Below are 25,668 nucleotides of genomic sequence, written 5' to 3' on the forward strand. Positions count from 1 at the left end.
TGACCGATATGATCGAAATCTTCACCACCGGCGGGACGATCGACAAAGTCTATTTCGACGCGCTTTCCGAATTCCAGATCGGTCCTGCGGCGATCCCGGACATGCTGCGCGAAAATAATGTCCATGTGCCGCACCGCGTCACCCAGTTGATGCGCAAGGACAGCCTTGAGCTCGACGACGCCGACCGTGAGGCGATCCGCAGCGCCGTCGCCGCGAGCGAAGCGACGCGCATCCTCGTGACGCACGGCACCGACACGATGCCGGTCACCGGCCGCGTGCTGGCGGACATTTCGGGCAAAACTATCGTGATGACGGGGGCAATGCAGCCCGCATCGGTCCGCGCGAGCGATGCTGAATTCAACGTCGGTTTCGCGCTCGCGGCGGTGCAGACGCTGCCGCCCGGGGTCTATATCGCGATGAACGGGTTGATCTTTGACCCTGTAAAGACGGTCAAGGACCGTGCCGGACAGCGCTTCGTTCAGCAATAGGGCTCACCCCTTGGCGGTCACCTGCCGCAGCACCGCAGCATAGTTTGGTGCGATCGTCATCGCCTCGTGCCGCCCTGCGCGGCCGAGCGCGGCATGGACTTCTGGCAGTCGATAGCAGGGGACGCCCATGAACAGATGGTGTTCGGAGTGATAATTGACCCAATAGGGCGCGACCGTCGCCCGCGCCAGCCAGCCTGCGCGGGTGGTGCGCGCATGGGTGAAGGGATCGTCGCTCCCCGTCGTCGTGCACGCATGTTCGGCGATATTGCGGACGCGCAGGTAAAGCTGAAAGCTCGTCGCCAACCCGGCCATCCATAGCAACCAAGGCGTCCAGCCATAAAGCGCGAGCGAGGCCGCGAGCAAGATCGCCTGAACGACAAGGAAACGGCCGACCGCGCGGGCGCCCGCCATAGCGCCCGCCACATCGACCGTCGGGGCGGCCGTGGTGTCGTCGGACCGCTTGTTGAACGGCGTACCCGCCTTGGTACTCGCGCCGCCTTTTTCCGGCTGTTCGCCGCGCAGCATCGCTTTCAGGCCGACCAGCGCATATCCGAACTGCGCCGCGCGCTGTTTGAAGAAGGTTTGACCCGTCATGTCGCGAAGCAGCTTGCGCCACAGGCTGGCGCGCGAGGTGGGGAAAGGCTTTGACAGCGACAGATCGGGGTCTTCGGGCTGCTGGGTGAATTTGTGATGCTGCAGATGATAGGTGCGATAGGCGATGAGGTCGGATCCCACCGCCGCGCCCGTCAGCCATTGACCCAGGAAATTGTTGATTTTCCGGTTCGGATGCAGCGCGCCATGCGCCGCGTCATGCATCAATATGGCGAGGCCAAGCTGGCGCCCGCCGACGAAAATCACCGCGAGCAGCCACGCGACGGGGTTCTGCGACCAGGCGGCAAGGCCGACCAGCGCGATGCTGACGATCCACGCATGCGCGACCAGCCAGATGCCGCGCCAGCGCGATGCGGTGGTGATCGCGGACCATTGGGCGCGGTCGAAAAACCGGGTTGGCGGCAAAAGGCGGACGGCAGGCATGGGGCATCATAACAAGTTGCCAGGCGAAACGGAATGATATCCGTTTTGTCCCTACAGCCGCATTTCAATTGTCGCTCATCGTTCCGGCAAATAAAAAGAGGGGCCGGCGAACCGACCCCTCAGTTTGTCTTCGGGTAACCGAAAGGATATTACCAGAAGAAGTCGTGGATGACGTCGACCACCTCGCCCGAATAGGTATCGACCAAAAGCGCGTCGTCATAATAGCGGACCCAGCGATAGCCCCCATAAGCGGGCGGCAGGCGGTAATAGCCCGGATCGTTGATCCAATAGCGCTGGCTGTAAAAGAGCGAGCCGAGCGTGAAGCCGATGCTAAACCGCGTGTAATTATAGCCGCGATACGGGTTATAATAGCGCGGCATGCGGTAATAGCTGCGGTTCCGGTCGCGATAGCTGCGCCAGTCATAGCGGCGATCGTCGCGCCACGAACGGTTCCAGCGGCTTCCCCGGTCGTTGTCGCGATAGCGCCGATCGACATAGCGGTCGCGATTGCGGTCATAGCGCCGGTCTACACGGTTGTCGTTGTTGCGGTCCCAGCGGCGGTCGAGGTCGCCGTTCCGGTTGCGGTCGTACCGGCGATCGACCTGACCATTGCGATTCCGGTCCCACTGGCGATCGACCCGACCGTCGCGGTTGCGGTCCCATTGGCGATCCGTCCGGCCGTCGCGGTTGCGATCATAGGTGCCGCGCTGGCGCTGTTCCGCCTGACGTTGCTGCCACTGCTGGCGCTGGGCCTGCCGTTGCTGATCGTTACCCCGCTGCTGTTGCCACTGCTGGCGCTGGGCCTGCCGTTGCTGATCGTTACCCCGCTGCTGTTGCCACTGCTGGCGCTGGGCCTGCCGTTGCTGATCGTTACCGCGCTGCTGTTGCCATTGCTGTCGCTGGACCTGCCGTTGCTGGTCATTGCCGCGCTGTTGCCGTTGCTGCTGGCGCACTTCGCTGCGTTGCCGGCGTTCGCCTTGCGGCTGCTGGACTTGCGGGCGATCGGGCCGGGCCTGACCGCCCCAATTGCCGCCGCTACGCACTTCGGGACCGCGCGGTCCACGGTCGCTGCGATCTCCGCGGTCGCCGCGCTGCGCAATCTGGACCCGTTCGCCCGATGCCTGTGCGGCCGCCGGGGCAATGGGGGTCAGGATCGTTGCAGCGATCAGCAACCCTCCGAACATCTTCTTCATCTTGCCATTCTCCAACCCATGTCCCGATTGCTGAAGGCACCAGCCGGGATGATGAAGTGATTCTTACGCCTCGCAAGATGATTGATGGCTGACCGTGCCGTTGCCTGCGGTTCAGCTAGATGAACGGCGATGGTCAGTTTTCGGGCGCAGGGCGTAGCGCGGGCACTGCGCGTGCGGCGTCGGCCGGCCGGATGCCCGGCGGCGGCGCGGCGGCGATCCGCTCCTCGCCGCGCATCACGCGCCCGGCGAGCTGGATTGCGGTGCGAATGCGCGGATAGGTTCCGCAGCGGCAGATGTTGGTCATCGCGGCATCGACTTCCGCGTCGGTCGGATTGCTGTTCGTTCGCAGCAATGCCGCCGCAGCCATGATCATCCCGGACTGGCAAAAGCCGCATTGCGGGACCTGTTCGGCGACCCATGCCTGCTGCACCGGATGGCTGCGGTCGCGCGCCAGTCCCTCGATCGTCGTGACGAAACGCCCCTCGCACTCGGCGATCGTCACCATGCAGCTGCGGATCGCCTCACCGTCGATGTCGACGGTGCAGGCGCCGCATTCCCCCGTGCCGCAGCCATATTTGGTTCCGGTCAGGTTCGACGCATCGCGCAGCGCCCACAGCAGGGGCGTTTCGGGTTCCATGCGATATTCGACCGGGCGGTCGTTGACAGAGAATCGCGTCATGCGGGCCGGTTTAGCCGTCTGACCGGATTAGTCACGCCAGCTTGTGTCGATCTTGTCGACCTTGCGCACCATCGCGTCGAATTCGGCCTTGCCCGACTGGCGCCCGGGGATTTGCGCCATGTAAAGGTCGCGCTGGTGAACCTTGACGACATCGTCGCCGATCAGGATCGGCTTGCCCATGCTCATCGTCGCGAGCTGGATTTCGCACGCGCGCTGCAGCGCCCAATATTTGATGAAGGCGTCGGACAGCGACTTGCCCATCACCACGGGGCCATGATTGCGCAGCATCAGGATGCGCTTGTCGCCCAGATGCTCGACCAGCCGCACGCCTTCTTCCTCGCGCACCGTAATGCCCTCGAAGTCATGATAGGCGAGCTGACCCATGAAGTTGCAGGCGTAGAAGTTCGTCGGCTGCAATCCGCCCTCAAGCCCGCACACCGCCATCGTCGCGGTGGTATGGGTGTGGATGATCGCATGCGCATCGGGCAGGACGCGGTGAAACAGGCTGTGCTGGACGAAGCCCGCCTTGTTGACGTGCCAGGGATTGTCCTCGTCCAGCTTGTTGCCGTCGATGTCGATCTTGATCAGGCTGGAGGCGGTAACTTCGCTGAAATGCATGCCATAGGGATTGATCAGAAAGGCGCCTTCCTGATCCTCCAGCTTCACCGTGATATGGTTGAAGATCATCTCGTCCCAGCCCATCATCGCAAAAATGCGATAACAGGCGGCAAGCTCCTGCCGCGCGGTCCATTCGGCTTCGCTATATTTGCTGTTGCGCTGCAATTGAGTCGCCATGGCAGTCCTCTTCCCATATTTCGGTTTTGTCCTGCTACCTATGCCATAGAGGACGGGGGCGGCACAATCCCGTAGCGGGGAAGCGGGCCCATAGCGGAGAACCGGGCTTTGCGGCGGCCCGGGCGCGGCTTACCGCGCGGGGGCTTGCATTTGAGCGCGAATCTCTCTAGTTGGCGCTCCATCGGAACGTCGCTGGATCGCGGCGCTCTTTTTATTGCCCGAATATAGGCGATTCATGATGCACCGGTTTTCCCGGAACCATGGAGCGTCCGACGAACAGGAGACGACACGGCGTATGCAGATCATCGTTCGCGACAATAATGTCGACCAGGCCCTTCGCGCGCTCAAGAAGAAGCTGCAGCGTGAGGGTGTGTATCGCGAAATGAAGCTGCGCCGTCATTACGAGAAGCCCAGCGAAAAGCGCGCGCGCGAGCGTGCCGCTGCTGTCCGCCGCGCCCGCAAGATGGAGCGCAAGCGGATGGAACGCGACGGGATCAAGTAGAACCCGTCGATCCGTTCGGGATCCAGTTCGTGAAAAGGGCGCTGCGGCAACGCGGCGCCCTTTTTCGTTGTGCGCGCGCCGACAATTGCCTCTGGACCGTTCTGCGCCGCTCCGCCTATAGGCTTGCCGTGTTTTCGCCCCGCCAGAAAATTTTTGGGGGGCAGGGGAAGGATCAGCGACGATGAGTGTGACGACGGTTCCATTGCGCCCGGTGGGCAAGGGCGGTTTGTGGCTGCTGTGGATCGGCCTTGTGGCGCTGCTCGCTGCGGGCGCGGCCTTTGCCTGGTACAGCACCCCGCGCATCGGGTTCGAGGTTGTGAAGGCCGGCACCGGCCCCAGCCCGACGATCGCCGACGTGGTGCTGGTCAAATATGAAGGCAAGCTCGATGACGGCACCGTTTTCGACGCCAATGAACAGGCGCCGATGCAGGTCGCGCAGGTCGTCCCCGGCTTTTCCGAGGCGCTGACCCGGATGCAAAAGGGCGGCAAGTACAAGATCAGCATTCCGCCGCAGCTTGGTTATGGCAACCGCGAAGCGGGCCCGATCCCTGCGGGCAGCACACTGCATTTCGACGTCGAATTGCTCGATTTCCGTTCGGAAGCCGAAGTTCGTCAGATGCAGCAGATGATGCAGCAGCAGCAGATGATGCAGGGCGGCGCACCGGGCGCTCCCGCAGGGCCGCCGCCGGGCGCGCCGCAGCCGTAATCGGCGCGATCAGCAATATGCCAAAAACGGCGGCGGGCGGATCAGCCCGCCGCCGTTTTCTTTTGTCCGGGCCGGGTTTCCGCGTTGCGCTCGGCCTCGCGCTCCAGCGCGACCTTGATCATCGCAACGATCGGGTCGGCCAGGAACAGCCCCATGAGTCCCAACAGCGAACCGAATAATATCTGCGCGGCCAGAACCAGTGCGGGCGCCAGATCGACGGTCTGCTTGGCAACCATCGGAACGATCAGATAACCGTCGACCGTCTGGACGATAAAATAGATGGCGATGGCGTACAGGCCTGTATCCATCCCTGCTGAAAAGCCGACGAGGACGAGCAGAACGCCCGACACGATCGCGCCGATATTGGGAATGAAGGCGAGCAGGCCGGTCAACAGCCCCATCAGGGCCGCCATCGGAATCCCGACGGCGAGGCAGGCGAGCCATGTCCCGATGCCTTCGACGAGCATGCCGAGAAGACGCCCCGCCATCAGCCGGCGCAGCGTGAAACCCATCCGCGCGGTGGTGATGTAGAAATTTTCGCGGCTCTTCATCGGCAGCATCCACGCGAAGCCGCGTTCATAGAGCCGCGGTTCGATCGCGATGAACATGCCCAGCACGACGACCATGACGAGGCTGGTCAGCCCGCCTAGGACCGATCCGACCGCTGCGGTTACCCGCCCGACCGTCCCGGCGAGATTTTCGGTGATGGTCTTCGTATCGAACTGGAAATTGCCCATGCCATGCTCGCTGGCCCAGGCGGCGATACGTTCGACCTGGGCCATGATGACCTGCTGCAGCGTCGCGGCCTGATCGGCGATTTGCGACCCCGCGAACATGACCGTCCAGACCAAGAAGGCGACAAGCGACAAACAGACGATCGCCAGCCGCCAGCCGCGCCCGATGGGAAGGATGCGGCCGAGCAGACGGGTTCCGCCGTCGAGCATCGACGCCATGACGATGCCTGCAAAGATCAGCAGGATTGGCTGGACGAGGATGATGCAGATGCCGATCAGCAGCGCAAGGCCCAGCCAGACGCCGGCCTTGAGAAGTTCTGTACGGACCAGATGACTCTGGATTTCAGTGGGGCCGGGGCCTTCGGCGCGGATATCGGCTGTCTTCTTGCTCGGCTGCGCCATGCTGTTCTTCCCTATTTTTCAGCACTGTCACGTTCGGGACGCAGGTCGGTTCCCGCGCGACCCGAACGGAGCGCCTGAAACCAGCTCAGCGGATTGTACCATTGGGCGGTGCCGTCGGTCGAAAAGGTGATGATCTCGGCCCGGCCCGCGATCGCGTCGAAAGGGACGGCGCCGCCAAGGCCCTTCATTTCGGTAGGGGCGCGGCTGTCGGCGCTGCCGTCGCGATTGTCCCCCATCAGGAAGAGATGATTTGCCGGAACTTTATACGGCCCATAATCGTCGAGTGCGCTCGCGCCGAGATCGATGGTGTCGAAGGTTGCGCCGCCGGGGAGGGTTTCGCGGACAATCGGCACTTCCAGCACCGGTCGGCCGCCGGGGCCGGGTGCGATGTTGCTGGAGAGGCTGCCGCCACTCGACGGTGTGTTGGCATCGACCGGGATCGACAGCATCGGCTGCACTTCGCGTTTCACCGGCTTGCCGTTGATCGACAAAGCCCCGGCTTTCACTTCAATCATATCGCCGGGCAGGCCGATGACGCGCTTGATATAGTCCTCGCGGGTGACCGGATGCTCCAGCACGACGATATCGCCGCGTTCGGGTAGCGTTCCGAACAGCCGACCTTCCATTTTGGGAGCGAGGTGAAAGCTGACCGAGGCATAGGACCAGCCATAGGGATATTTGCTGACGATCAGCCGGTCGCCCGACAGCAGTACAGGCATCATCGAATCGGACGGGATATAGAAGGGCTTGGCAATGAAGCTGTGGATGCCCAGCACCAGCAGGAGGATGACTGCGATATCGCGGATCGTCTTGCCCCAGCTTTCGTCCCCGGTCTTATCTTTCGCCGCCTTTTTCGCCATGCTCATTCAGTCCTTGATTGCTTCGATGATGACGAAAGCCTGCGCCCAGGGATGGTCGTCGGTCAGTGTCAGATGGATATGGGCGGTGTGGCCGGGCGGGATCATGGCTTCGAGCCGGGCAGCGGCTCCGCCCGTCAGCGCCAGCGTCGGCGCACCTGAGGGCGCATTGACGACGCCGATGTCTTTCATGAATACGCCGCGCTTGAACCCGGTGCCGACGGCTTTCGAGAATGCTTCCTTCGCGGCAAAGCGCTTGGCGTAGGTTCCGGCGCGGGTGAAGGGGCGGCGGGCCGCCTTTGCGCGCTCGACATCGGTGAACACGCGATTTTCAAACCGCTCGCCGAAGCGGTCGAGCGATGCCTGAATGCGCTCTATATTACAAAGGTCGGAGCCGAGCCCGATGATCACAGCGCGCCCCGTGCCTCATCCATCAGCGCGCGCATCCGCCGCACCGCAGGATCCAGCCCGGTAAAGATGGCCTCGCCGATCAGATAATGGCCGATGTTGAGTTCGGCGAGCTGCGGGATCGCGGCTACCGGGACGACATTCTCATAGGTCAGGCCGTGTCCCGCGTGCGGTTCGATACCGTTTTTCCACGCGAGCGCGGCGGCATCGGCCAGGCGGCGCAGTTCCACCGCGCGCTCTTCGCCGTCGACATGCGCATAACGGCCGGTGTGGAATTCGACGACGGGCGCGCGCAGCCGCATCGCGGCTTCGATCTGCCGTGCATCGGGTTCGATGAACAGGCTGACGCGGATGCCGGCGTCATTCAGGCGCGCGACGATGGGGGCGAGGTGATTATGTTGTCCTGCAGCGTCGAGTCCGCCCTCGGTCGTGCGCTCTTCGCGCTTTTCCGGGACGATGCACGCCGCGTGCGGATTGTGGCGCAGTGCGATCTCGACCATCTCGTCGGTCGCCGCCATTTCGAGGTTGAGCGGCAGGTCGGTCGCGGCCTGGATGCGCGCAAGATCGTCATCGCGGATATGGCGCCGGTCTTCACGCAGATGCGCGGTAATACCGTCGCCGCCGACCGCCGCGACGATTTCGGCCGCACGCACCGGATCGGGATGCTCGCCGCCGCGCGCGTTGCGGATCGTCGCCACATGGTCGATGTTGACGCCAAGCCGCAGGCGGGAGGGGCGGGGCGGGTTCACGCGGCGGGGCTCCGGCTGCCGGGTTTGATCGCCGGGGTCGCGGCGAGTGCCTCGGGCAACTCATCCTCGGCATAGGTCGGGAAATTAATCGCGACGAGCGGGTAGAAGGGAACGCCCAGATCGACGCCGCCCGCCGAACGATCGACCAGCGACGCTTCGGCAAGCACTTCGCCGCCTGCTGCGCGCACGGCTTCCATTGCTTCGCGCGACGACAGGCCGGTGGTGACGACGTCCTCGACCATCAGGACCTTCGTGCCAGGGGTGATCGCAAAGCCGCGGCGCAGTTCGAAGGTGCCGGTTGGGCGTTCGACGAAAATCGCGGGCTTGCCGAGCGCGCGGCCCATTTCATGGCCGATGATGACGCCGCCCATTGCGGGTGAGACAACCACGTCGATCGCCTGCTTCAGATCGCGCGGAAGTTTGGCGGCGAGCGCGACGGCAAGGCGTCCCGCACGCTCCGTGTCCATCAGGACACGCGCGCATTGCAGATAATATTCGCTGTGGCGTCCGGAGGAGAGCAGAAAGTGGCCCTGCAGCAGGGCGTCGGCGGCGCGGAATTCGGCCAGGATTTCATCGTCGGTCATCGGGAGTGCGTTCTTTATATATAGAGCGTCGCTCTTGTTGGGCGACGGGGTTTTGGCGGCGCAGATTTGCTGACCGCAAAATAGTGTTAGAGATGCTTGAGGCAAGCGGCAAGCGGGTCTATAGCGCCCGCGAGTTTCAGCCCCTCTGCCGGCTGCCCCGACCTGTGTCGGTGGTCGGCGCGGACGGGCTGAGCCAACGAAAGAACAACAGGCAACGGGCGGCACTATCCTTATGAAGAGCTTGAAAACCCTTGTAATTGCGGCAGCTTTGTCGCTTGGCGTCGCCGGGGCGGGCCATGCACAGGCACCGGCTACGGCTCCGGCCGAAGCACCTGCCGCAACGGCAACCGCGAATCCGGCGCCAGTCGCGCCCGCAGCGGTCGCGACCGCTGCGACTCCGGCTCAGGCCGATGCGACGGCGCCCGTCGGCGACGCAACTTACGTCCCGATGAAGCCCACTCCGGGCGTCGGTCAGCCGATCGACGCGGGAATTGATTTCCAGCCGCAGGTCAGCCCGATCGGTGAGCAGGCTTACTGGTTCAACCATGTGATCCTGCTTCCCGTGATCACCTTCATCACGCTGCTCGTTCTCGGGCTTCTGCTCTGGGTGGTGTTCCGTTTCCGCGCCAAGGCGAATCCGGTGCCGTCGAAGACGACCCACAACACCTTTATCGAGATCATCTGGACCGCCATTCCGGTTCTGATCCTCGCGGTGGTTGCGGTTCCCTCGATCCGCTTGCTCGCCGCGCAATATGAGCCGCCGTCGAAGGACGCGCTGACGATCAAGGTTACGGGTTATCAGTGGTATTGGGGTTATGCCTATCCCGACCAGGGTATCGGCGAATTCGTCTCGAAGATCCTGCCCGAGGATAAGGCCAAGGCCGCTGGCGAGCCTTATCATCTGGCCGTCGACAATCGCATGGTCGTTCCCGTCGGGCGCCAGGTGAAACTGATCATCACCGGTGCCGACGTAATCCACAGCTTTGCGGTTCCCGCATTCTGGACCAAGATGGACGCCGTTCCCGGCCGTGCCAACGAAACGACGTTCACCGCGACCAAGGTCGGCGTCTATTATGGCCAGTGTTCGGAACTGTGCGGCGTCGATCATGGCTATATGCCGATCGCGGTCGAAGTGCTGCCTGTCGACAAGTGGGAAGCCTGGGTCCGTTCGAAGGGCGGCAACCCTTCGGGTGAAACCGCTCCGGCACCCGCCGCTGCCGCTCCGGCGCCCGCCGTTGCGGCGCCGGCTGCGACGCCCGCTGCCGCCACGACCGAAGCAGCCCCGGCTGCGGCTCCCGCCGCCGCCCCGGCCGCCAAGAATTAATAAGGGGTCCGACAGATGACCGATATTGCAGCGACTGCACCCGCACATGGTCACGACCATGCGCATGACGACCATGATACGCCGAGCTTTTTCGTCCGTTGGTTCATGTCCACGAACCATAAGGACATCGGCACCCTCTATCTGATCTTCGCGATCATCGCCGGTATCGTCGGCGGTGTGATTTCGGGGATGATGCGCCTCGAACTGGCGCATCCCGGCGTTCAGTATCTGACCGGCTGGGCCCAGTTCTTTGATGCGGGCGCGGGCGAAGTCCAGGGCAAGCATTTCTGGAACGTCATGATCACAGCCCACGGCCTGATCATGGTCTTCTTCATGGTCATGCCCGCGATGATCGGTGGCTTCGGCAACTGGTTCGTGCCGCTGATGATCGGCGCGCCCGACATGGCCTTCCCGCGCATGAACAACGTGTCTTTCTGGCTCACCGCGGTTGCGTTCGTGATGCTCGTCGGATCGATGTTCGTTCCGGGCGGCAGCGGTCTTGGCGCCGGCACCGGCTGGACGGTCTATGCTCCGTTGTCGACCAGCGGCTCGGTCGGGCCGGCCGTCGATATGGCGATCTTTGCGCTTCACCTTGCGGGCGCGGCGTCGATCCTCGGTGCGATCAACTTCATCACCACCATCTTCAACATGCGCGCGCCGGGCATGACCCTGCATAAAATGCCGCTGTTCGTGTGGTCGGTGCTGGTCACCGCCTTCCTTCTGCTGCTCGCGCTGCCGGTTCTTGCCGCAGCCATCACCATGCTGCTGACCGACCGTAACTTCGGCACCACCTTCTATGATGCCACGGGCGGCGGCGATCCGGTGCTTTACCAGCATCTCTTCTGGTTCTTCGGTCACCCCGAAGTGTACATCATGATTCTGCCCGGATTTGGCATCGTCAGCCAGATCATCTCGACCTTCAGCCGCAAGCCGGTGTTCGGCTATCTCGGCATGGCCTACGCCATGGTCGCGATCGGCGCCGTTGGCTTCATCGTGTGGGCACACCACATGTTCACGGTCGGCATGAGCGTGAACCTCAAGATGTACTTCACCGCTGCGACGATGGTCATCGCGGTCCCGACGGGCATCAAGATCTTCAGCTGGATCGCCACCATGTGGGGCGGTTCGATGAGCTTCAAGACCCCGATGGTCTGGTCGCTCGGCTTCATCTTCATGTTCACCGTCGGCGGCGTGACCGGCGTGGTGCTCGCCAATGGCGGCGTCGATACCGCGCTGCACGACACCTATTATGTCGTCGCGCACTTCCACTATGTGCTGTCGCTGGGCGCGGTTTTCTCGCTCTTCGCCGGCTTCTATTACTGGTTCCCCAAGATGTCGGGCCGGATGTACAGCGAGTTCCTGGGACAGCTGCACTTCTGGATCTTCTTCATCGGCGTGAACATCCTGTTCTTCCCCCAGCACTTCCTGGGTCAGCAGGGCATGCCGCGCCGTTACCCCGATTATCCGGAAGCCTATGCCTTCTGGCACCTGATCTCGTCCTACGGCTATGTGATCATGGCGGTTGGCGTGCTGATCTTCTTCGTGAACATTCTCTACTCGCTCGTCGCGGGTAAGAAGGCAGCCGACAATCCCTGGGGCGAAGGCGCGACGACGCTCGAATGGACGCTGTCGAGCCCGCCGCCGTTCCACCAGTTCAACGAACTGCCGCGTATCGCCTGACTGGTTTCGCCCCCTGCCCAATCCTGGGCAGGGGGCGTTTCCTACCGGGCTGGAGTTATCATGGCGCAGAGCCTGACCCATGCCGAACCGGCGCTTCCCGCCGACTGGCGCGACCTGTTCGCGCTGACCAAGCCGCGCGTGATGTCGCTGGTGGTATTTACCGCCTTGTGCGGCCTGCTTGCGGCGCCGGGCGACGTCCATCCGATTCTCGCTTTCTCGTCGATCCTCGCGATCGCGTTGGGGGCAGGGGCATCCGGCGCGCTCAATCAATGGTATGAGGCCGGGATCGATTCCAAGATGAAGCGGACGGCGGGCCGGCCGCTGCCCGCCGGGCGACTCGATCCGCAGACGGCGCTGCAATTCGGCGTCGGGCTGGCCGCTTTTTCGGTCTTCCTGATGCTCTTTGCATCGAACTGGCAGGCCGCGCTGCTCCTGGCCGCTTCGATCCTTTTCTATGTCTTCATCTATACGATGTGGCTAAAGCCGCGGACGCCGCAGAATATTGTCATCGGCGGCGCCGCCGGCGCATTCCCGCCGCTGATCGGCTGGGTCGCCGCGACGGGCAGCCTCGCGCCGCTGCCGGTGCTGCTGTTCCTTCTGATCTTTCTGTGGACGCCGCCGCATTTCTGGGCGCTCGCGCTGTTCGTGAAGTCGGACTATGCCGCCGCGGGCATCCCGATGATGCCGGTTGTCGCGGGAGAGAAGTCGACCCGCCGCCAGATTCTTTTTTACGCGGTGATCATGGCCGCGTCGGCGATCGCGCCCTGGCCGCTCGGTTACACCGGGGCGCTCTATGGCTGGACTGCGATCATATTGTCGGCGCTGTTCGTCCTGCTCTCGATCCAGGTCGGTACGCGAACAACGGGTGAGGGCGATCTGATGCGCCCTGAAAAACGGCTTTTCGCTTATTCAATCGCTTATCTTTTCATTTTGTTCGGCGCTGTCGTCGCCGACCATTGGTGGCCGCTATGACCCAGGAATCGAATCAAGAACCGTTTGATGAGGCGGAATATCGCCGTCGCCAGCGCAGTCGAGCCAATATGATGGCGTGGATGCTCGGCGCGCTCGCGATCCTTTTCTTTCTGATCACCATCGCAAAGATGCAGATTTTCCAATGAAGCTTGAACTCTCCCCTAATGCAAAGACGGCGAGCCTCGCTTCGGCGATGGCGCTGGCGATGGTCGGGGTCGGCTTTGCTGCGGTGCCGCTTTACGATCTCTTCTGCCGTGTGACGGGCTTCGGCGGCACGACGCAGCGTTATGACCCCGTCGCGGCTGCTGCAGAGCCCGAGATTTTGAATCAGACGATGTCGGTGCGGTTCGACGCAAATGTCTCGCCGAAGCTGCCGTGGAAATTCTATCCCGAGCATCCGCGCGACACGGTCAGCATCGGCGCGCGCGACATGGCGATCTTCATCGCCGAAAATAATTCGGCGCATCCGGTGGTCGGGACCGCCAGCTTCAATGTCACGCCGACTCAGGCGGGCAAATATTTTACCAAGATCCAATGCTTCTGCTTCACCGAACAGCGGTTGGAGCCGGGGCAGCAAATGCGTATGCCGGTGCTGTTCTTCGTCGATCCCAAGATCATGGACGACCCCGATGCGCGCGACGTTCAGGAAATCACCCTCAGCTACACCTTCCACCCTGTAGACGAGGGTAAAAAGGCGAGCTAAGGCCGCGATCAAGAGTCTAATCAAGGACCGGCGGGCGATGGGGAATCGCGATGCTGGGGCTGCAAAACGGGAATAGTGACATGGCTGGTGCCAAACATCATGATTATCACCTGGTAAATCCCAGCGTCTGGCCGTTGTTCGGATCGGTCGCTGCGCTGGTGATGTTCTTCGGGCTCGTGATGACGATGCACGCGGATTATTTCGGCAGCGCCGGCAAATGGGTGCTCGGCCTCGGCTTCATGGCCGTGATCGGGACCTTCTTCAGCTGGTGGTCGGACGTCATCAACGAAGCGCATGCGGGCGACCATACCCCGGTCGTTCAGTTGCACATGCGTTACGGCATGATCCTGTTCATTGCCTCTGAAGTCATGTTCTTCGTAGGCTGGTTCTGGGCCTGGTTCGATTTCTCGCTGTTCCCGGTGCCGATCGAAGTCGTTGACGGCGCAGTAACGTCGCTGTTCGGTCAGGATGGCGCCGCCGCGATCACGCAATGGCCGCCGAAGGGCATCGAAGTCATCGACGGCTTCACCCTGCCGCTGCTCAACACGCTGATCTTGCTCTGCTCGGGCACCACGATCACCTGGGCGCATCATTCGCTGATCCACGGTGATCGCGAAGGCCTGAAGAAGGGCCTGTGGCTGACGATCATCCTCGGCGTCGTCTTCTCGATGATCCAGGCATATGAATATATGCACGCGCCGTTCCCGTTCGGTCAGAGCAATTATAGCTCGGCCTTCTACATGGCGACGGGTTTCCATGGTTTCCACGTGCTCGTCGGGACGGTCTTCCTGATCGTCTGCCTCGTGCGTACCTATAAGGGTCACTTCACGCCCAAGCAGCATTTCGGTTTCGAAGCGGCTGCCTGGTACTGGCACTTTGTCGACGTGGTGTGGCTGTTCCTCTTCATCATTATCTACATCTGGGGCGGCTGGGGCGCACCTGTCGCCGCGCACTAAGTTGGCGCAAGTCGATCCGACTCCAAAGGGGCGGCCGCCGGTCTGGCGTGCCGCCCTTTTTGGTCTGTGTCCCGAATGCGGGGATGGACCGCTGTTTTCGGGACCCGTGCAATTTCGCGACCGCTGCGAAGCGTGCGGGCTCGATTATGGTCGTTACAATGTCGGGGACGGCCCCGCGGCCTTTCTGACGCTGATCATCGGTGCGCTGCTTATCGCGCTTGCGCTGACGCTCGATTCGATCTTGGCGCCGCCCCTGTGGGTGCATATCCTGTTGTGGGTGCCGTTGACCGCCGCCGCGGTGATCTATGGGCTGCGGATCGCCAAGGCTGCGCTGCTCGCCAGCGAACATCAACGACAGGCCGCCGAAGGGCGCCGCGTGGAGGATGAGCATGACTGAAACCGCCACCACCGTCTTGCGCCGCTGGCCATTGGTCCCGACGATTCTCGTGCTTGCAGCGGTCGCGATCATGATCGCGCTGGGCGTCTGGCAATTGCAGCGCAAGGCCGAGAAAGAGGGGCTGATCGCGCTCTATCAGCGCAATATGGCGATGTCGGCGACCGTTGCCTATCCAGACCTGCCGCCGGTTCCCGATGCGCTGCTCTATCGCAAGAGCAGCGTCGTCTGCCTCGAGCCGGTGCGCTGGGATCCGCGCAGCGGCAGTGACAGCAAGGGGCGGGCGGGCTTTCGCATGATCGCCGATTGCCGGACCGGCGCCGAAGGGCCGGGCGTACTGGTCGATGTCGGTATCACCGATGATTTCACGCCGCCCAAATGGGGCGGCGGAATGGTGGCGGGGACGATCGCTCCGGGCCCCGAACAGCCCACGCTGATCGAACGGATGATGGGGAAGGCCTCGCCAGCCCGCGCGATGCTGATCGCCGAAAATCCGCTTCCCGGACTGCGCGCCAGCGCGGTCCCGTCGGCAGCCGACACGCCGAACAACCACCTCGCTTATGCCGGACAATGGTTCCTGTTCGCGATTGCGGCGCTGGTTATCTACACGCTCGCTGTCCGCCGCCGCTTGCAGCGATGACCTGTCGCCGCTAGGCGCTTTTGCGTCATGGATTATATCAGCACCCGCGGCTCCGCGCCGACCCTCGACTTTCGTGCCGCAACGCTTGCCGGATTGGCGAACGACGGCGGCCTCTATGTGCCGGCGCGCTGGCCGCAAATGACGCAGGACGATATCCGCGCACTGGCGGGACTCGACTATGTCGAAACCGCGGTACGCGTGATGGCGCCCTTCGTCGCGGGCGTGCTGAACGAAGACGAACTGCGCGATCTCTGCAAGGCGGCCTATGGGCGCTTCGGCCACGACGCGGTGACCCCGCTGGTCCAGCTCGACCATCGCCACTGGCTGCTCGAACTGTTCCACGGCCCGACGCTGGCGTTCAAGGATGTCGCGCTGCAATTGCTCGGCCAGTTGTTCGAGAAATTCCTGAGCGGTGGTGAGACTGACATCACGATCGTCGGCGCAACCTCGGGCGACACCGGATCGGCGGCGATCGAGGCGGTTGCAGGCCGCGAGCATATCCGCATCTTCATGCTTCATCCCGAAGGCCGGGTCAGCGACGTCCAGCGCCGTCAGATGACGACTGTGCTCGCCCCCAATGTCTATAATATCGCGATCGACGGCAGCTTCGACGATGCACAGGCGATGGTGAAGCGCCTGTTCGGCGACCAGGAAGCGCGCGACCAGCTCACCCTATCTGCCGTAAACAGCATAAACTGGGCGCGACTGATGGCGCAGGTCGTCTATTATTTCTACGCCGCGGTGCGGCTCGGCGGACCCGACCGCAAGGTAGCCTTTAGCGTTCCCACGGGCAATTTCGGCGATGTGTTCGCGGGCTATGTCGCGGCGCAAATGGGGCTGCCGATCGCGCGGCTGGTCGTCGCGACCAACGTCAACGACATCCTCCACCGCGCGCTGACCAGCGGCGATTACAGCGCAGGTACGGTCACCGCGACCGCGACGCCGAGCATGGATATTCAGGTCAGCAGCAATTTCGAACGGCTGTTGTTCGATCTCGCCGGCCGTGACGGCGCGGCGATCACCGCGATGATGGGCGATTTCGACGCGAATCGCGCGATGACGATCCCCGGCGACATGCTCGCAGGTTCGCGCGGGCTGTTTTCCAGCGCGAGCATCGACGGCGACGCGATGGCGCTCGCGCTCCGCTGGGCGCAGGAACATGGCGGCCAGATCATCGACCCGCACAGCGCGGTCGGCTTGGCTGCAGCGCGCGCCCTCGACATCGATGCCGATGTGCCGATCGTCACGCTGGCGACCGCGCATCCGGCGAAGTTCCGCGAAGCGGTCGAACGCGCGACCGGCGTGCGCCCACCGCTTCCTGCGCGGCTTGGCAATTTGTTCGAGCGCGAAGAGCGCTACGAGCGACTGCCGGGCGACTATGACGCGGTAAAGGCGCATATATTGGCGACCGTCGCCCGTGGCTGAGCTTCAGCCCATCCAGACGCTGATCGGTGAAGCGTGGGACGATTACGGGCTGATCGACAGCGGCGGCGGGCGCAAGCTGGAACGCTACGGCCGTTTTCGTTTCATTCGCCCCGAGCCGCAGGCGATGTGGGCGCCCGCGCTGGCCGCCGCCGATTGGGAGGCCGCCGACGCCGAATTCATTCCCGCCTCCGACGATGATGGCGGCGGCCGCTGGTATTATAACAAGCCGGTGCCGAGCGAGGGCTGGCCGCTCGGCTGGCGTGAGACGCGCTTCACTGCAAGTTGCACGCCCTTTCGCCATCTGGGCTTTTTTCCCGATATGGCGCCGGTGTGGGACTGGCTGCGCGAACGCATCGCCGACAAGCCCGATCCAGCGTTCCTGAACCTGTTCGGCTATACCGGCGTCGGCAGTCAGGCGCTCGCCGCAGCCGGGGCGTCGGTGACCCATGTCGATGCGTCGAAAAAGTCGGTTTCGCAGGCGCGCGAGAATGCTGCGCTGGCGGGGATGGCCGAGAAGCCGGTCCGCTGGATCGTCGATGATGCCGGCAAGTTCACCGCGCGCGAGTTGCGGCGCGAAAAACGCTATGATGCCATCCTGCTCGACCCGCCCAAATTCGGTCGCGGTCCCGATGGTGAGCGCTGGCAGTTGGAGGAGGGGCTTGCGCCCTTGCTCGCCGATTGCCGCAAATTGCTCGATGCCGACAGCCGCGCCCTGTTCCTGACCGTCTATGCGGTACGCATGTCGGCGCTGGCGATCGGGGAGCTGTTGAACCAGTTGTTCGCCGACCTGCCGGGCACGATCGAATGCGGCGAACTGGCGGTGCGCGAAGAGGCGAGGGGGCTGTTGCTGCCAACCGCGATCTTTGCGCGCTGGAGCCGCTGAACGGCGATTCGAGGAGGCACCGTATCAGCCCCCGAAGGGACTGATACGGGCTCTGCGCCCAGAGTTAAAATTTTGCGCGAACGCCGAAGTAGAATTGGCGGCCGTTGTCATAGATGGCGCGCGGGCGCGCCGTCGTTCCCGAATATTGTTCGATCGATTCATTGGTCAGGTTCACCGCATCGGCGGTGAGCGCGATATTGTCGGTCACATTGACGCTGATCGAGGCATCGAGCGATGCGAGCGACGCCTGATTGAGCGGTGCCGACCGGTCGATGTCGATGAAGAATTTCGACCGGTAGTTATATGACAGCCGCGCGCTGACCAGATCATTTTCATAATAGCCCGTCAGGTTGAGCGAGTGCTTCGAATTGCCCGGGATTGGGTCGCCGTTGTTCGCCTGTGCATCCGAGTAGGTGTAGTTGACCACCGCGCCGAAGCCGCCCCAGATCGGGCGCGAAACCTGGAATTCAAAGCCTTGGTTGCGGCCGCCGTCGCCATTGCTGCGGCGATTGATCTGATAGGGGCAGTTGAACAGGTTCGGATTGCCGCCGCCCGCCGCGACGCAGCCCGTGGGCTGCGATCCCGGCACGAACACGCCCGGCAGGATTTCGGTCGAGGTCGTGTTGACGATATACGACTGGATATCCTTATAGAATAGCGCGAGCGCGACGATCGTCTCGCGATCGGGATACCATTCCAGCGACAGGTCATATTGATTGGCGCGATAGGGATCGAGACCTGGATCGCCGCCGCGTCCGGTCAGCAAGGTGCCGTTGAGATCGACGCCCGGCGTGATGTCGACAAAGTCGGGACGCGTCATCGTCTTGCCCGCGGCAAAGCGCAGCACGATCTTGTCCGACAGATCGACCGACAGGTTCGCGCTCGGGAGGATATCGGTATAGGACCTTTTCGCTGTGCTCGGGGTGAAGCCGCCAAAGGGATTGGTGAATTCGGGGTTGGCGCCGCCGATGATAAAGCCTTCGGAGGTCTGGTCGGTGCGGATGACACGCACGCCGACATTGCCGCGCCAGCCATCGCCGCCGAACTTGGCAAGGCCATAGCCACCATAGGCTTTCTCGTTGATCGAATAGCTGTTGCCGGGGACGAGGAAGCGGTCGGTCGCGGGCCCGCTCTGCGCGCCAAAGATCGCACGCAGTTTCGCAGGATCGACACGCCAATAGTCGGTCAGAGTGCCGGGCGCTGCGATATTGTCGAGGAAGTCGCCGGGCATCCCGCCACCCGTTGCGTAGTCGGCGGCGGTGCAGGCGACGGCGCCGCAGCGGATGCTGGGGGTAAACACGCCGCCGTTGGTCGCGAAGCGCTCGGCAACCCGATCATGGTCGGTGTATTTGACACCGAATTTCAGCGCGGTCAGCGGGCCCCATTCGACCTGCTTTTCGACATCGAGATAGAAATATTTCTCTTCATCGTCGTTGGTGACCGACTGGATGCGCGCGAAGTCGGGGCGAATGCCCCCGGCGGGATTGAGCGGGTCGGGGTTGCCAAAGCTGACTTCGGGACGGCCGCTGCGCAGGTCGTAGCTGAACCGGCCCGGGCCCGCGAACTCCATGAAATTCTCGTTGCTCGTGTCGCCGTTCGCCTTGGTCCAGCCTGCCTTGAAATGGACCGACAGGCTGTCGGTGGGGCGGTAAGTCAGGTCGAAATCGGCCGAGACGGTCTTGGCAACCGCCTGACGATCGATCGCGTCATAGACGACCCCGAAACCCGTCGTGCCGCCAGTTGCCGAAGCGATGTCGCCCGCGACCGCGACGCCATCCTGGATCACCGCATTGGTGATCGTGCCACCGCCGCCCAGCGCCTGTTCGCCCCAGGCGATATAATTCTGGTTGAAGTTATCGGCGTTGAAGCGCGAGTAAAGGCCGGTGATGTTGATCTCCAGCTCATCCGACGGACGGAACTGGATTCCGATATTGGCGCCGTAACGCTCGCGGTCCTGTTCGAACATCGTCGAGCCGATCAGCGTCGGGACCAGCGCATTCTGGCCGCCACCGACGGCGAAGGAGCGATAGCCGAAGATTTCGAGGCCGTCGCGGCGCGTGCGGCGCTTTTGATAAATGCCCCCGATCAGGACGCCGAATGTCTCGTCGGCATTTTTCCAGCTGACCAGCCCCGAAATCTGGGGATCGAGTTTACCGGACAGATCGGAATAGGCGGCCTGCACCGATGCCGACACGGTGAGCGGGTCGAGGTCGAGCGGGTTGCGGGTGATGACGTTGATCGTCCCGCCGACGCCGCCTTCCTCCACATCGGCCTGCGGGCTCTTATACACTTCCAGCCGCCCGACGATTTCGGCGGGCAGCGTCAGATAGTTGAAGCTGCGGGTCGAGGCGACCTGATCGAGGATGAACCAGTCAGCCGTGGCGACCGAATGGCCGTTGAGCAGCGTCTTGGTCAGATTGGGCGCGGTGCCGCGCAGCGAGACTCGCTCGCCCTCGCCAAACTCGCGGTTGACGACGATGCCGGGGACGCGCTGAAGCGCTTCGGCGACGTTCTTGTCAGGGAATTTCCCGATATCTTCGGCGGTCACCACATCGGCGATGACGGCGAGGTCGCGCTTGGCGTCGATCGACTGGGCTACCGAAGCGCGAAAGCCGGTGACGACGATTTCGTCGCTGGCAGCGGCTGCGCTATCCTGCGCCATCGCGGGCGACAGGCAGGTCGCGTAAGCGACGAGGCTTGCGGTCGCAAAAAGTCCTTTTGATTTTAGCATATGACCCTCCCAAAGATCGATTTATGTGTGTTGGTCTTTATTGGTTATGCATAAGTCATAACAATATTGCGATGCAAGTCAAAAATGAGGCGTTTTGGCATATCGGCGCCGGATGTTTGGCCTCGGGCAGCGGATAAGTAGAAAATTGGTATTTAATTGGTTTTGTTTTCAGAAGGGGCGAAGACCGGTTTTGCCTTGCGACCCGCTATGCGATCATGCGGGAGCTTGGCGATCCCCCGCCTTGCTGCATACGAATGTCGAAGCCGTCGGCGATAATCTGTCTTGCCCGTCTGCGGGAAAGTGACCAGACCCCATGAAGGGATGGCATTAAGCCGATAGTTGGGGAGGGAAACATGGCACTTGCGCCGGAGATTGCGCCGAGCGGCGATGCGACCGTTGGAGAGGGCGGTGGAGGGCATGTCGACGCGCCCGAACTGCGCCTGTTCGTCATGGGGCTGTTCTTCATCTTCGGTGGCATCACTTCGCTCAACGATGTGATTATCCCCAAGCTGAAGGAGCTGTTCACGCTCAACTATACCCAAGCGATGCTGGTGCAATTCTGCTTTTTCACCGCCTATCTGGTGATCGGCATTCCGGGCGCGAAGCTGGTCAAGAAAATCGGTTATATGCGCGGGGCGGTTGCGGGATTGCTGACCATGATGGTCGGCTGCCTGCTCTTCATTCCGGCCTCGCAATATGCGGTTTATGGCCTGTTCCTGTTCGCGCTGTTTGTATTGGCCAGCGGCGTGGTGGTGGTTCAGGTGGTTTCCAATCCGCTGATCTCGCTGCTCGGAAAGCCTGAGACGGCGCACAGCCGCCTGACCTTTGCGCAGGCGTTCAACTCGCTCGGCACCACCATTTTCCCGATCGTCGGCTCGGTCCTGATCCTCGGCAGCCTTGCGACGCTCAGCGCCGACCAGCTTTCGGGCGCCGAACTCGATGCCTATCGCACCGCCGAAAGCCAGGCGATCATGCACGGCTATCTCGGCATCGCCGTCGCGCTGGCCGTGGTCGCGGCGATCGTCTGGAAGTTCCGCAAGAAGCTGCCGCACGATCCGGCGAGCATGGCGGGAAAGGATCTGGTTCGGCTTCCGCGCTATGCCGTGGGGCTGGCGCTGATCATCGCGGGTGCAATTGTCGCGACGCAGGGGCATGCGATCATCGGCCTGCTGCTCATCCTGCTTGCGCCAGTGATCTGGCTTTATGACAATGACCTGTTGACCCGCCCGCGCTTCAGCTTCGGCGCGCTCTGTATCTTCCTCTATGTCGGCGCGGAGGTCTCCATCGGTTCGCTGGTCGTCAGCTATCTGATGCAGCCCGGCGTGATGGCGCTTCCCGAACAGGCGGCGGGCAAGTTGATCGGTTTCTATTGGGGCGGCGCCATGATCGGGCGTTTCATCGGTTCGGGCCTGATGCGCGTGATCAGCCCAGGCAAGCTGCTCGCTTTCGTCGCCGCCGGCGCGATTGCGCTGATTTTCCTCTCGACCAATACGGCAGGTGCCATTGCGGGCTATAGCCTGCTGGCGATTGGATTGATGAACTCGATCATGTTTCCGACGATCTTCAGCCTCGCTTCGGAAAAGCTCGGCACCCGCGCGGCCGATGGATCGGGCATCATCAATGTCGCCATCTTCGGCGGCGCGGTGGTGCCGTTGGCGACCGGAGTGATCGCCGATTTCACCGGAAGCCTCGGGACGGCGTTGTTACTGCCCGCGCTCTGCTATGCGGTGATCGCCTGTTTCGGCATTTACGCGCGGCGTCCGGCGGTCTGAACGCGCAAAGGGGATAGCCGCAGGCGATCGCTCTGATGTCGAGCCATCGCCTGCGGCCGCCCGCCCCCTCACGGGAAATATGATAATCTAGGCCGGGGTCGCCAGCTCGATACGGTTCCGTCCGCCTTCTTTTGCGCGATAGAGCGCATCGTCGGCGGCCTTCAGTGCGGCGCGCACCTCGCCATAGCCAAAGACGTCGGCGACTCCGCCGGAAAAGGTTATCTGGCCAAAGGGCGCGTCAGTCTTGCGGTTGATCAGCCTTCGCTCGGCGAGGCTGTCGCGCGCCTCATCGAGCCGTTTAGCAGCGTCCGCCGGTGGCAGGCCGCGGAACAGCATGACGAATTCCTCGCCGCCGTGCCGTGCGACATGGCAATGATCATCGGATATTTTCGCCAGCGTGTCGGCGATCAGCTTGATCACCCGGTCGCCGGCTTCGTGACCGTGGAGGTCGTTGATCTTCTTGAACTCGTCGATGTCGCAAAAGGCGACGCTCAGTGCTTCGCACTCCGCTCGCGCTTCTGCATAATGATGCTCTAGCAGCACTTCGAAGGCACGGCGATTGGGCAGGCCGGTCAGATAGTCGATCTCGGCGTCGCGCTTGGCACGGGCGAGGCTGCGGCGCAGCGCCCTTGCCTCGTCCTCGCTCTTGCGCATGTCATTTTCCGCCTTGCGCGTGCGTTCGAGCATCGCGCGGGCGAGGCCGGCGAGGTTGGTGACAAGCTCGCCGGTTTTTTCGACCTGTTCGAGGTCGACGACATGCTGTTCGAGTTCGGATCCGTAATCGTGGGCAACCGTGCGGGCTGCCTTGGTCTGGGTGGAAAATGTTTCGAGGTTGCTTTCAAGGCGTGCGATCAGCCGATCGAGATCGGCCTGATCGGGCATGTTTCCGTCACTGGCGGCAAGGTCGTTCAGCCAGGTCTGGGTGATGGCCTCTCCCGATAGCGCGCGCGCTGCGATCTTCCGCGCGAGCTGGGGGTTGGTACCCGAAAAGGCCGCGTGCGCAAGCGACAGATTGGACGGAGATACCTCCAGATCATGCTCGATCAGAAATGACGCAATCGCCTGCGCCAACGCGTGCCTGGCCTGGCGCGGGTCGGGTGGCGGTCCGTCTGTCGGGGCGTCGCTTCGTGGGTTTCGAAGCCCCAGCCAATCCAGGAGCCGCCCTACCGGCTCGCGAGATGTTGCATTTGTGGTCATGCGCCCATTAACGGACGCCGGGACGCAGGTTTAAGCGGTCCTAACGTGCGACGTCGGCCGCGGTGAATGAAACGCTTTCGACTATATGGCGTGTGAAGGGCGCGAAATCGCCTTGCAGTCCATGCTTGAGCGCCGCCAGCGCCAGCCCGCGCCGCGCCGCTGCACCCAGTGTTTCGGTAGTCAAAAGACCGTCAATCACGCCCGCGGCAAAGGCGTCGCCGGTGCCGATGCGGTCGGTGATGGGCGTAATGTCGGCGGTTTCGGTCTGGGCGTGATCGTCGCGGCGGTCGATGCGCGCGACAATCTGATGCTTTGTCGGTTCGACGATGTGCCGCGCGGTTGACGCGACCGTTTCGAGCGTGGGAAAGGCGTCAAGGAGCGCCAGTGCGGCGTCGCGCCGCCGATCCGGGCCGTCGCCCGAAAAATCGCGGCCGAGCAGCAGCGTCGCGTCGCGGTGATTTCCGAACAGGACATCGGCTTCGGCGACGATCGGGCGGAGGGTCGTTGCCGGGTCGCTGTTCCAGCGGCTCCACAGGCGGCCGCGCCAATTGCCGTCGAACGAAATGCGAATGCCCGCGGCGCGCGCGGCGCGCACTGCTGCAAGCGTCGCTTCGGCGCTTTGCTGCCCGAGCGCGGGGGTCACGCCCGAGACATGCAGCCAATCGACCCCGGCGAGCAGCTCGTCCCAGCGCCAGTCGTCGGTTTTCGCTGCAGCAAAGGCTGAATCGGCGCGATCGTAAACGACTTCGGCCGGGCGCATCGCGCCGCCGGGCAGATGATAATAAAGGCCCATGCGTCCGGCTGGGCGCAGCATATGCGCGGCATCGACACCATGACGACGCAACTCGCTGGCCGCCGCGTCGCCGACCGGCCCCTCTGGAACCGCGCCGAGCATCCGCACCGGATGACCGAGCGCCGAAAGTGCGACCGCGACATTTGTCTCGGCGCCCCCGACATAGGCGTCGAGGCGCGGCGACTGCAGCGGAAATTCGCCGACGGGAACGGCCAGGCGCAAGACAGTTTCGCCGAAGCAGGCGATGGTTTTGGTGAGCGAGGTCATCGTGGATATCCAGGGTCGGGAATGGCGGTGCAGGCGATACGGACGTCGGCGCCGAACTGTGCTGTCGCCGTTTGTCCGGGTGCGATCGGGTGAACCCCGGTGATCGCGCCGGCCGAAATCCACTGACCCGGCTCGAGCGTTATCACGCCGTCGTGATGGAGGTCGACGAGGAAGCGCAGCGATCCCAGCGGGCCATCGAGCACGCCGGAAGGGCGCCCGGTTCCGACAGGAATGCCGTCGATCTCGGTCGAGACCTCGATCTCGTCGAAGTCCGCAAGGTCGATCTGCGGGCCGAGGAGCAGGCCGTTGTTGATGCCGATGTCGGCGATGATGCCAAAGGGGCTATGGTCGAAGACGTCGGGAGCGGGCGAACTGGCGACTTCGAACCCGGCGCGAACCATGTCAATATATGTTCGCGCTTCGTCGTGGCTGTCGATGCGGTGATCGGGGACGCTGCGCATGCGAAGCATCACCTCGATCTCGATTGCGCTCGCACCGCCGACAAAGATGTGCGCATCGCCCGGCGTTTCGCCGTCGAGGTCGGTGCAGTGCAACACGGGGCCCGCGAGCCGCGTGGCGCCGAGCGGGGCGACGAGGGGCGGCGGGACGCGGCCGAGCTTCCATCCCAGCACCGACAGGCCGATTGCGGTGCTAAGCGCGTGCTGGATGGCATAGGCGTCGGCAAGGGTGGCGGGGACGGGGGCGGGGAAGGCCGCCAGCGCCCGGCCGGACAGTCGTGCATCGAGGAGCGCAGTGACGATGTCCTGCGCGCTGGGTGACGCGCTCATGCGAAAAAATC

General features: G+C 63.0%; 27 protein-coding genes. 14 read left to right on the forward strand and 13 right to left on the reverse strand.

The window, feature by feature from the left end; translation table 11 throughout:
• Window positions 1-8 precede the first annotated feature (8 nt).
• A complete protein-coding gene (locus ACSYDV_RS11610) occupies window positions 9-488 on the forward strand; it encodes an asparaginase domain-containing protein (RefSeq protein WP_438324287.1) in 480 nt (159 codons plus the stop codon).
• A 3-nt stretch (window positions 489-491) separates the two neighbouring features.
• Here ACSYDV_RS11610 and ACSYDV_RS11615 read toward each other — a convergent pair whose 3' ends face one another.
• The 4 genes from ACSYDV_RS11615 to ACSYDV_RS11630 form a co-directional block, all read right to left on the reverse strand.
• Window positions 492-1,523 carry a fatty acid desaturase family protein gene (locus ACSYDV_RS11615; RefSeq protein ID WP_438323974.1) on the reverse strand — a complete coding sequence of 344 codons (1,032 nt, stop codon included), beginning with the start codon at window positions 1,521-1,523 and terminating at the stop codon, window positions 492-494.
• Window positions 1,524-1,672: 149 nt separating this feature from the next.
• A complete protein-coding gene (locus ACSYDV_RS11620) occupies window positions 1,673-2,716 on the reverse strand; it encodes an RcnB family protein (protein WP_438323975.1) in 1,044 nt (347 codons plus the stop codon).
• A gap of 133 nt (window positions 2,717-2,849) precedes the next feature.
• Window positions 2,850-3,395 (reverse strand): (2Fe-2S)-binding protein, encoded by a 546-nt coding sequence (locus ACSYDV_RS11625; RefSeq protein WP_438323976.1) that lies wholly within the window; start codon window positions 3,393-3,395, stop codon window positions 2,850-2,852.
• Between the two features lie 27 nt (window positions 3,396-3,422).
• A complete protein-coding gene (locus ACSYDV_RS11630; protein ID WP_438323977.1) occupies window positions 3,423-4,190 on the reverse strand; it encodes a class II aldolase/adducin family protein in 768 nt (255 codons plus the stop codon).
• A gap of 295 nt (window positions 4,191-4,485) precedes the next feature.
• On the opposite strand from ACSYDV_RS11630, the gene rpsU reads away from it, so the two are divergent.
• Complete coding sequence (rpsU, locus tag ACSYDV_RS11635; RefSeq protein WP_003047635.1) at window positions 4,486-4,692, forward strand: 30S ribosomal protein S21; 207 nt, start codon at window positions 4,486-4,488, stop codon at window positions 4,690-4,692.
• 181 nt (window positions 4,693-4,873) lie between these two features.
• Complete coding sequence (locus tag ACSYDV_RS11640; protein WP_438323978.1) at window positions 4,874-5,398, forward strand: FKBP-type peptidyl-prolyl cis-trans isomerase; 525 nt, start codon at window positions 4,874-4,876, stop codon at window positions 5,396-5,398.
• Window positions 5,399-5,439: 41 nt separating this feature from the next.
• Here the strand turns inward: ACSYDV_RS11640 and ACSYDV_RS11645 are convergent, their stop codons facing one another.
• From ACSYDV_RS11645 to pyrE, 5 genes are read right to left on the reverse strand one after another with little or no spacing between them, the layout of a single operon-like run.
• Window positions 5,440-6,534 (reverse strand): AI-2E family transporter, encoded by a 1,095-nt coding sequence (locus ACSYDV_RS11645; protein ID WP_438323979.1) that lies wholly within the window; start codon window positions 6,532-6,534, stop codon window positions 5,440-5,442.
• A gap of 11 nt (window positions 6,535-6,545) precedes the next feature.
• A complete protein-coding gene (gene lepB, locus ACSYDV_RS11650) occupies window positions 6,546-7,394 on the reverse strand; it encodes a signal peptidase I (RefSeq protein ID WP_438323980.1) in 849 nt (282 codons plus the stop codon).
• A gap of 6 nt (window positions 7,395-7,400) precedes the next feature.
• Entirely contained in the window at window positions 7,401-7,802 is a 402-nt protein-coding gene (gene acpS, locus ACSYDV_RS11655; RefSeq protein WP_438323981.1) for a holo-ACP synthase, read from the reverse strand.
• Window positions 7,799-8,548, reverse strand: a complete 750-nt coding sequence (locus ACSYDV_RS11660; RefSeq protein WP_438323982.1) for a pyridoxine 5'-phosphate synthase — start codon at window positions 8,546-8,548, stop codon at window positions 7,799-7,801. The genes acpS and ACSYDV_RS11660 overlap by 4 nt, the downstream gene beginning before the upstream one ends.
• The gene (gene pyrE / locus ACSYDV_RS11665; protein WP_438323983.1) at window positions 8,545-9,132 is read right to left on the reverse strand and encodes an orotate phosphoribosyltransferase; all 588 of its coding nucleotides are present in this window, start codon (window positions 9,130-9,132) and stop codon (window positions 8,545-8,547) included. Before pyrE ends, ACSYDV_RS11660 begins: the two co-directional genes overlap by 4 nt.
• Before the next feature lie 232 nt (window positions 9,133-9,364).
• Here pyrE and coxB point away from each other — a divergent pair, with 232 nt between their 5' ends.
• The 10 genes from coxB to ACSYDV_RS11715 all read left to right on the forward strand — a co-directional run bounded on the left by coxB (window position 9,365) and on the right by ACSYDV_RS11715 (window position 18,109).
• Entirely contained in the window at window positions 9,365-10,456 is a 1,092-nt protein-coding gene (gene coxB, locus ACSYDV_RS11670) for a cytochrome c oxidase subunit II (RefSeq protein WP_438323984.1), read from the forward strand.
• Between the two features lie 15 nt (window positions 10,457-10,471).
• Complete coding sequence (ctaD, locus tag ACSYDV_RS11675; RefSeq protein ID WP_438323985.1) at window positions 10,472-12,136, forward strand: cytochrome c oxidase subunit I; 1,665 nt, start codon at window positions 10,472-10,474, stop codon at window positions 12,134-12,136.
• Window positions 12,137-12,196: 60 nt separating this feature from the next.
• Entirely contained in the window at window positions 12,197-13,108 is a 912-nt protein-coding gene (locus ACSYDV_RS11680; protein ID WP_438323986.1) for a heme o synthase, read from the forward strand.
• Window positions 13,105-13,254 (forward strand): cytochrome c oxidase system small membrane protein, encoded by a 150-nt coding sequence (locus tag ACSYDV_RS11685; protein ID WP_438323987.1) that lies wholly within the window; start codon window positions 13,105-13,107, stop codon window positions 13,252-13,254. Before ACSYDV_RS11680 ends, ACSYDV_RS11685 begins: the two co-directional genes overlap by 4 nt.
• Window positions 13,251-13,811, forward strand: coding sequence for a cytochrome c oxidase assembly protein (locus ACSYDV_RS11690; RefSeq protein WP_438323988.1), 561 nt, complete (start codon window positions 13,251-13,253; stop codon window positions 13,809-13,811). The genes ACSYDV_RS11685 and ACSYDV_RS11690 overlap by 4 nt, the downstream gene beginning before the upstream one ends.
• An 80-nt stretch (window positions 13,812-13,891) precedes the next feature.
• Complete coding sequence (locus ACSYDV_RS11695) at window positions 13,892-14,767, forward strand: cytochrome c oxidase subunit 3 (protein WP_438323989.1); 876 nt, start codon at window positions 13,892-13,894, stop codon at window positions 14,765-14,767.
• 1 nt (window position 14,768) lies between these two features.
• Complete coding sequence (locus ACSYDV_RS11700) at window positions 14,769-15,164, forward strand: DUF983 domain-containing protein (RefSeq protein WP_438323990.1); 396 nt, start codon at window positions 14,769-14,771, stop codon at window positions 15,162-15,164.
• The gene (locus ACSYDV_RS11705) at window positions 15,157-15,801 is read left to right on the forward strand and encodes an SURF1 family protein (protein WP_438323991.1); all 645 of its coding nucleotides are present in this window, start codon (window positions 15,157-15,159) and stop codon (window positions 15,799-15,801) included. The genes ACSYDV_RS11700 and ACSYDV_RS11705 overlap by 8 nt, the downstream gene beginning before the upstream one ends.
• Window positions 15,802-15,828: 27 nt before the next feature.
• Entirely contained in the window at window positions 15,829-17,226 is a 1,398-nt protein-coding gene (gene thrC, locus ACSYDV_RS11710) for a threonine synthase (protein WP_438323992.1), read from the forward strand.
• The gene (locus ACSYDV_RS11715; RefSeq protein WP_438323993.1) at window positions 17,219-18,109 is read left to right on the forward strand and encodes a class I SAM-dependent methyltransferase; all 891 of its coding nucleotides are present in this window, start codon (window positions 17,219-17,221) and stop codon (window positions 18,107-18,109) included. Before thrC ends, ACSYDV_RS11715 begins: the two co-directional genes overlap by 8 nt.
• 64 nt (window positions 18,110-18,173) lie before the next feature.
• On the opposite strand, the gene ACSYDV_RS11720 is transcribed toward ACSYDV_RS11715, so the two are convergent.
• Window positions 18,174-20,840 (reverse strand): TonB-dependent receptor, encoded by a 2,667-nt coding sequence (locus ACSYDV_RS11720; protein WP_438323994.1) that lies wholly within the window; start codon window positions 20,838-20,840, stop codon window positions 18,174-18,176.
• 353 nt (window positions 20,841-21,193) lie between these two features.
• Here ACSYDV_RS11720 and ACSYDV_RS11725 point away from each other — a divergent pair, with 353 nt between their 5' ends.
• Window positions 21,194-22,612: a sugar MFS transporter gene (locus ACSYDV_RS11725; RefSeq protein ID WP_438323995.1), complete on the forward strand. Its 1,419-nt coding sequence runs from the start codon at window positions 21,194-21,196 to the stop codon at window positions 22,610-22,612.
• An 87-nt stretch (window positions 22,613-22,699) separates the two neighbouring features.
• Here the strand turns inward: ACSYDV_RS11725 and ACSYDV_RS11730 are convergent, their stop codons facing one another.
• The 3 genes from ACSYDV_RS11730 to ACSYDV_RS11740 form a co-directional block, all read right to left on the reverse strand.
• Window positions 22,700-23,683, reverse strand: coding sequence for a GGDEF domain-containing protein (locus ACSYDV_RS11730; RefSeq protein WP_438323996.1), 984 nt, complete (start codon window positions 23,681-23,683; stop codon window positions 22,700-22,702).
• Between the two features lie 166 nt (window positions 23,684-23,849).
• Window positions 23,850-24,869, reverse strand: a complete 1,020-nt coding sequence (locus ACSYDV_RS11735) for a sugar kinase (RefSeq protein WP_438323997.1) — start codon at window positions 24,867-24,869, stop codon at window positions 23,850-23,852.
• Window positions 24,866-25,657, reverse strand: coding sequence for a 2-keto-4-pentenoate hydratase (locus ACSYDV_RS11740; RefSeq protein ID WP_438323998.1), 792 nt, complete (start codon window positions 25,655-25,657; stop codon window positions 24,866-24,868). Before ACSYDV_RS11740 ends, ACSYDV_RS11735 begins: the two co-directional genes overlap by 4 nt.
• Window positions 25,658-25,668 lie beyond the last annotated feature (11 nt).

It is taken from the genome of Sphingopyxis selenitireducens (assembly GCF_051550705.1).
In the GTDB taxonomy this organism is placed as follows: Bacteria; Pseudomonadota; Alphaproteobacteria; order Sphingomonadales; family Sphingomonadaceae; genus Sphingopyxis.

Coding starts and splice junctions, on each gene's coding strand:
- ACSYDV_RS11610 (WP_438324287.1), top strand. CDS start 9: ATGATCGAAATCTTCACCACCGGCGGGACGATCGACAAAGTCTATTTC.
- ACSYDV_RS11615 (WP_438323974.1), bottom strand. CDS start 1,523: ATGCCTGCCGTCCGCCTTTTGCCGCCAACCCGGTTTTTCGACCGCGCC.
- ACSYDV_RS11620 (WP_438323975.1), bottom strand. CDS start 2,716: ATGAAGAAGATGTTCGGAGGGTTGCTGATCGCTGCAACGATCCTGACC.
- ACSYDV_RS11625 (WP_438323976.1), bottom strand. CDS start 3,395: ATGACGCGATTCTCTGTCAACGACCGCCCGGTCGAATATCGCATGGAA.
- ACSYDV_RS11630 (WP_438323977.1), bottom strand. CDS start 4,190: ATGGCGACTCAATTGCAGCGCAACAGCAAATATAGCGAAGCCGAATGG.
- rpsU (WP_003047635.1), top strand. CDS start 4,486: ATGCAGATCATCGTTCGCGACAATAATGTCGACCAGGCCCTTCGCGCG.
- ACSYDV_RS11640 (WP_438323978.1), top strand. CDS start 4,874: ATGAGTGTGACGACGGTTCCATTGCGCCCGGTGGGCAAGGGCGGTTTG.
- ACSYDV_RS11645 (WP_438323979.1), bottom strand. CDS start 6,534: ATGGCGCAGCCGAGCAAGAAGACAGCCGATATCCGCGCCGAAGGCCCC.
- lepB (WP_438323980.1), bottom strand. CDS start 7,394: ATGGCGAAAAAGGCGGCGAAAGATAAGACCGGGGACGAAAGCTGGGGC.
- pyrE (WP_438323983.1), bottom strand. CDS start 9,132: ATGACCGACGATGAAATCCTGGCCGAATTCCGCGCCGCCGACGCCCTG.
- coxB (WP_438323984.1), top strand. CDS start 9,365: ATGAAGAGCTTGAAAACCCTTGTAATTGCGGCAGCTTTGTCGCTTGGC.
- ctaD (WP_438323985.1), top strand. CDS start 10,472: ATGACCGATATTGCAGCGACTGCACCCGCACATGGTCACGACCATGCG.
- ACSYDV_RS11680 (WP_438323986.1), top strand. CDS start 12,197: ATGGCGCAGAGCCTGACCCATGCCGAACCGGCGCTTCCCGCCGACTGG.
- ACSYDV_RS11685 (WP_438323987.1), top strand. CDS start 13,105: ATGACCCAGGAATCGAATCAAGAACCGTTTGATGAGGCGGAATATCGC.
- ACSYDV_RS11690 (WP_438323988.1), top strand. CDS start 13,251: ATGAAGCTTGAACTCTCCCCTAATGCAAAGACGGCGAGCCTCGCTTCG.
- ACSYDV_RS11695 (WP_438323989.1), top strand. CDS start 13,892: ATGGCTGGTGCCAAACATCATGATTATCACCTGGTAAATCCCAGCGTC.
- ACSYDV_RS11705 (WP_438323991.1), top strand. CDS start 15,157: ATGACTGAAACCGCCACCACCGTCTTGCGCCGCTGGCCATTGGTCCCG.
- thrC (WP_438323992.1), top strand. CDS start 15,829: ATGGATTATATCAGCACCCGCGGCTCCGCGCCGACCCTCGACTTTCGT.
- ACSYDV_RS11720 (WP_438323994.1), bottom strand. CDS start 20,840: ATGCTAAAATCAAAAGGACTTTTTGCGACCGCAAGCCTCGTCGCTTAC.
- ACSYDV_RS11725 (WP_438323995.1), top strand. CDS start 21,194: ATGGCACTTGCGCCGGAGATTGCGCCGAGCGGCGATGCGACCGTTGGA.
- ACSYDV_RS11735 (WP_438323997.1), bottom strand. CDS start 24,869: ATGACCTCGCTCACCAAAACCATCGCCTGCTTCGGCGAAACTGTCTTG.
- ACSYDV_RS11740 (WP_438323998.1), bottom strand. CDS start 25,657: ATGAGCGCGTCACCCAGCGCGCAGGACATCGTCACTGCGCTCCTCGAT.